At 39.5% G+C, this 4,441-nt stretch carries 3 protein-coding genes, 5 tRNA genes and 1 rRNA gene; 8 read left to right on the forward strand and 1 reads right to left on the reverse strand.

Features of this window, described 5'->3' with window-relative positions; translation table 11 throughout:
- Window positions 1-69: 69 nt before the first annotated feature.
- The 4 genes from FE394_RS18745 to birA all read left to right on the forward strand — a co-directional run bounded on the left by FE394_RS18745 (window position 70) and on the right by birA (window position 2,453).
- Window positions 70-145 (forward strand) — tRNA-Thr (locus FE394_RS18745).
- A 36-nt stretch (window positions 146-181) separates the two neighbouring features.
- A 5S ribosomal RNA gene (gene rrf, locus FE394_RS18750) occupies window positions 182-297 on the forward strand.
- A gap of 159 nt (window positions 298-456) precedes the next feature.
- Complete coding sequence (gene murB, locus FE394_RS18755) at window positions 457-1,497, forward strand: UDP-N-acetylmuramate dehydrogenase (protein ID WP_319927843.1); 1,041 nt, start codon at window positions 457-459, stop codon at window positions 1,495-1,497.
- Window positions 1,494-2,453: a bifunctional biotin--[acetyl-CoA-carboxylase] ligase/biotin operon repressor BirA gene (gene birA, locus FE394_RS18760; protein WP_319927844.1), complete on the forward strand. Its 960-nt coding sequence runs from the start codon at window positions 1,494-1,496 to the stop codon at window positions 2,451-2,453. Before murB ends, birA begins: the two co-directional genes overlap by 4 nt.
- 46 nt (window positions 2,454-2,499) lie before the next feature.
- Here birA and coaA read toward each other — a convergent pair whose 3' ends face one another.
- Entirely contained in the window at window positions 2,500-3,450 is a 951-nt protein-coding gene (gene coaA / locus FE394_RS18765; protein WP_319927845.1) for a type I pantothenate kinase, read from the reverse strand.
- A 425-nt stretch (window positions 3,451-3,875) separates the two neighbouring features.
- Between coaA and FE394_RS18770 the strand changes: the two genes are divergently transcribed.
- The 4 genes from FE394_RS18770 to FE394_RS18785 all read left to right on the forward strand — a co-directional run bounded on the left by FE394_RS18770 (window position 3,876) and on the right by FE394_RS18785 (window position 4,313).
- Window positions 3,876-3,951: transfer RNA gene (locus tag FE394_RS18770), tRNA-Thr, on the forward strand.
- 16 nt (window positions 3,952-3,967) lie between these two features.
- Window positions 3,968-4,052, forward strand: a tRNA-Tyr gene (locus tag FE394_RS18775).
- A 103-nt stretch (window positions 4,053-4,155) separates the two neighbouring features.
- Window positions 4,156-4,230, forward strand: a tRNA-Gly gene (locus FE394_RS18780).
- A 7-nt stretch (window positions 4,231-4,237) separates the two neighbouring features.
- Window positions 4,238-4,313 (forward strand) — tRNA-Thr (locus FE394_RS18785).
- Window positions 4,314-4,441 lie beyond the last annotated feature (128 nt).

Consider the following 4,441-nt stretch of genomic DNA (forward strand, 5'->3'; position numbering starts at 1 on the left):
GAGTAGGGCACTGCCAGACACCAAATTATAAGTATTGCCCATTTGGCAACACTTTTTATTTCAGCGTTTGCTGATATGGCTCAGTTGGTAGAGCACACCCTTGGTAAGGGTGAGGTCCCCAGTTCGAATCTGGGTATCAGCACCATGAATAATATATGTTCGGCAAATAAAACAGAATTTGCTTGGCGGCAACAGCGCGGTGGTCCCACCTGACCCCATGCCGAACTCAGTAGTGAAACGCCGTAGCGCCGATGGTAGTGTGGGGTCTCCCCATGTGAGAGTAGGGAACTGCCAAGCTTTAATACCAAGTCAAAAGGCCACTCGAATGAGTGGCGTTTTGCATTTCTGGTTCTCTCTTATTTTCAAAAGCATATAAGTCTTGATTCATTGTTGACTTATCTTTCAAATGTAGAGTCTGATAGACTAAGCCCAAATTATCTACTGAGCTTGAAGTGAATGTCTGTCTGTCAATCTACTCAACTAAAAACGTTCAACACATTTGGTATTTCGGCCTGTGCTGATTATATTGGTACAGCAACAACTATTGAATCTCTCTTATCTTTATGGCAAGAAGCGATGGGAAAAAATCATCCTATTTTATTGCTAGGAGGAGGAAGCAACGTTCTCTTCACTGAAGATTTTAAAGGTACTGTGATCCTGAATCGTATTCTTGGTATCGATATACAAGAATCAGATACTGCATGGCACATTCATGTTGGTGCAGGTGAGAATTGGCATGATTTGATTGCTTATTTATTTAAGCAGCGGATTTATGGCTTGGAAAACTTAGCTCTGATTCCCGGAAATGTGGGTTCTGCTCCTATCCAGAATATTGGTGCATATGGGATTGAATTTAAAAATGTTTGTGAATATGTAGATTTCATTGAATTGAAAACTGGTAATTCTACTCGTCTAATGACAAATGAATGTCAATTTGCTTATAGAGACAGTATTTTCAAACATCAACATAAAGATGGCTACGCTATTACGGCAGTGGGTTTACGTCTGAATAAAGAATGGAAGCCAATATTAGCTTATGGCAGTTTGGCTCAATTCTCACGAGAAGATATTACACCAGAGCAAATATTCAATACCGTGTGTGAAATGCGTCAGAGTAAATTGCCAGATCCTGCGGTTATGGGTAATGCGGGAAGTTTTTTCAAAAATCCAATTGTATCGACTGAATTAGCACAGCAGATAAAATCTGAGTATCCAGATTGTCCTCAATACCACCATAATGAACAGAGCGTAAAGATTGCTGCAGGATGGCTTATCGATCAATGTCACTTGAAAGGGTTTTCTATTGGTGATGCTTCTGTTCATACAAAGCAGGCATTAGTATTAGTTAATAAAGGAAATGCAACGGGGCAGGATATTATCGCCGTAGCTGCTTATGTACGGAATAAAGTGGCAGAAAAATTTAATATTCTCTTAGAACCTGAAGTACGCTTTATTGGCAGTGAGGGTGAAATAGATGCGGTGGAATGTATTTCATGAAAGATATTAGTGTTCCGTTAAAATTAATTAAAGTGTTATCAGATGGTGAGGTTCATTCAGGACAGCAACTTGGTCAAGAATTGGGAATGAGCCGAGCAGGAATTAATAAGCATATACAGACTATTCGTGAATGGGGCGTGGAAATTCTAACAATCCCAGGTAAAGGCTATCGTTTCCCAGCACGAATGAATCTTTTGGATCACGAAATTATTAAGAATTATCTTCCAGATGATCATATTGAAATTATACCTGTTATTGATTCTACCAATCAGTATTTGCTGGAGAAGCTAGCAGAACTCGATTCCGGAGATGCTTGCGTTGCAGAATATCAGTATGCCGGTAGGGGGCGCCGTGGCAGGCAGTGGGTTTCTGCTTTTGGTAGAAATTTATATTTATCCATGTATTGGCGCTTGGAACAAGGGCCAGCAGCAGCAATTGGTTTAAGTTTGGTTGTTGGAATTGTAATTGCAGAAGTTCTTAATCATCAGGGCGCTGGAAGAGTAAAAGTAAAATGGCCAAATGATTTATATTTGGATGATAAAAAATTGGCAGGTATATTGGTTGAATTGACTGGAAAAACGGGAGATGCAGCCCATATCGTTATCGGAATAGGCATGAATATTTCGATGAGTAGTGAGCAGCAGAAAACAATTAATCAACGATGGACTAATTTACAACAAACGGGCCTGGTGGTTGAACGGAATAAATTGGTTGCTGAAATCATCGTTGAACTTAAAAATGCATTGATTCAGTTTGAAAACGAAGGATTGACTCCTTTTATTCCTCGATGGATTAAATTAGATAATTTTATTAATCGCTCAGTTAAATTAATTATTGGTGATCAAGAAATTCATGGGATTGCTCGTGGGATTGATCGACAAGGTGCACTGTTGCTTGAGATTAATGGGGTTATTACGCCTTATATCGGTGGTGAAATTTCCTTGAGAGGGACATGAGTGTAAAGCCGGAAATATTTCCGGCTATTGACTTTATTTTCTGGCTTTATTTCCTTAATCTGACATTTTCAATCGCGTGATTGGTCCCTTTTGTCATAATCAAACTTGCACGCTCTCTCGTTGGTAAAATATTTTGCTGTAAGTTTAATCCGTTGATTTCTCGCCAAATACTAGATGCAACCATTGTTGCTTCTTCTGCAGTCAACTTAGAGTAATTATGAAAATAAGAATCAGGATCAGAGAATGCACCTTGTCGAAACTTAAGAAAACGACTGACGTACCACTCTTCGAGTAGCTCTTCTGATGCATCAACGTAAATAGAAAAATCAACAAAGTCAGAGACAAAAACATGGTGTGGCTCGTGTGGATAATCCATGCCACTTTGTAGTACGTTTAAGCCCTCAAGGATCAAAATATCCGGTCTTTCAATGATAAGTTGTTCATTGGGAACAATATCATAACTTAGATGGGAATATACTGGAGCGGTGACCTTTTCGGCACCTGATTTTATATCGGCGACGAATTTGACCAAGTTACGCATATCATAGGATTCAGGAAATCCTTTCTTTTTCATTAAACCACGTTCATTCAATACATTATTAGAATGCAAAAAGCCGTCTGTTGTCACTAACTTAACGCGACGATGTTCGGGCCAACGACTGAGTAAGGCCTGTAATAAGCGTGCTGTTGTACTTTTTCCTACAGCAACACTACCTGCGATGCCAATAATGTAAGGTATTTTTTGCCCATCGGTTCCTAAAAACTGGTCAAGAACCGCCTGTCTCCGTAAATTGGAGCTGATATAAAAATTGAGTAGGCGTGATAATGGAAGATAGATCTCAACTACTTCATCTATTGAGATTTCTTCATTAATCCCTTTTAAAGCAGCGACTTCTTCTTTTGTTAATGTTAAAGGCACAGAGTCACGCAATGTTGCCCAATGTTCACGATCAAATTGTAAATATGGAGTCGTCAAAAAAGTTTCTTTCTTATTCATAAGCCAACATCTGCCTGTCTATGCAGGTTGGACAGGTTGTTGAGAACACCTGTATCCGACAAAAAAATAAATCTCATCATATCGGTTGAGCTATCGCAGGCGTAGATTTTTTTATGATTTTAGTAATTTTTTTGATGGCAAATACAAAAGTGTAAAAAATATTCTATTTCTGTGACTGTTTTTGATAGCTATTCTTATCTTTCACAAAAAAATGAAGGAGAGATGAATGATTTGCAAAAAACAATCAACAATTGCATTTAACAATTTTCTCTACCACAAGGTTTTTTTGTTTGTTATTTAGACTGAATTTATTGAAAAAATCATCAATATCATTATAAGTGGATAATTTATGAGCGAAAGAACAAAAAAAGCAATTTTTTTGTTGCATCATGGGCCAACACTACCTAGAATGCGCAGCACTTGATGCCGGCATAGCTCAGTTGGTAGAGCAACTGACTTGTAATCAGTAGGTCCCGAGTTCGACTCTTGGTGCCGGCACCATTAAAAATTTGGAAAAGGTGGGGTTCCCGAGCGGCCAAAGGGAGCAGACTGTAAATCTGCCGTCACAGACTTCGAAGGTTCGAATCCTTCCCCCACCACCATTAACCAGTTTTCACCTTGAGTGTTCTGCTCGAGTTATATACTCCAAGCAAAACATTTAAGGCATTAAGATACAGCTGATTAAAGTCAGGTAGCCGAGTTCACGCGGGCATCGTATAATGGCTATTACCTCAGCCTTCCAAGCTGATGATGCGGGTTCGATTCCCGCTGCCCGCTCCAAGTATGTGCTGATATAGCTCAGTTGGTAGAGCACACCCTTGGTAAGGGTGAGGTCGGCAGTTCGAATCTGCCTATCAGCACCACTTCCCCTGTTCTTGCCTCCTGAGTTTCTTCCTGTAAATATCTAACAAGCAAATTGCTTGGTTGATGTGGTTAAGCCACCGATTCCGTGTCTTAGAGGGACAACCTAATGTCTAAAGAAAAGTTTGAA

It is taken from the genome of Xenorhabdus littoralis (genome assembly GCF_033949345.1).
Classification (GTDB): Bacteria; Pseudomonadota; Gammaproteobacteria; order Enterobacterales; family Enterobacteriaceae; genus Xenorhabdus; species Xenorhabdus littoralis.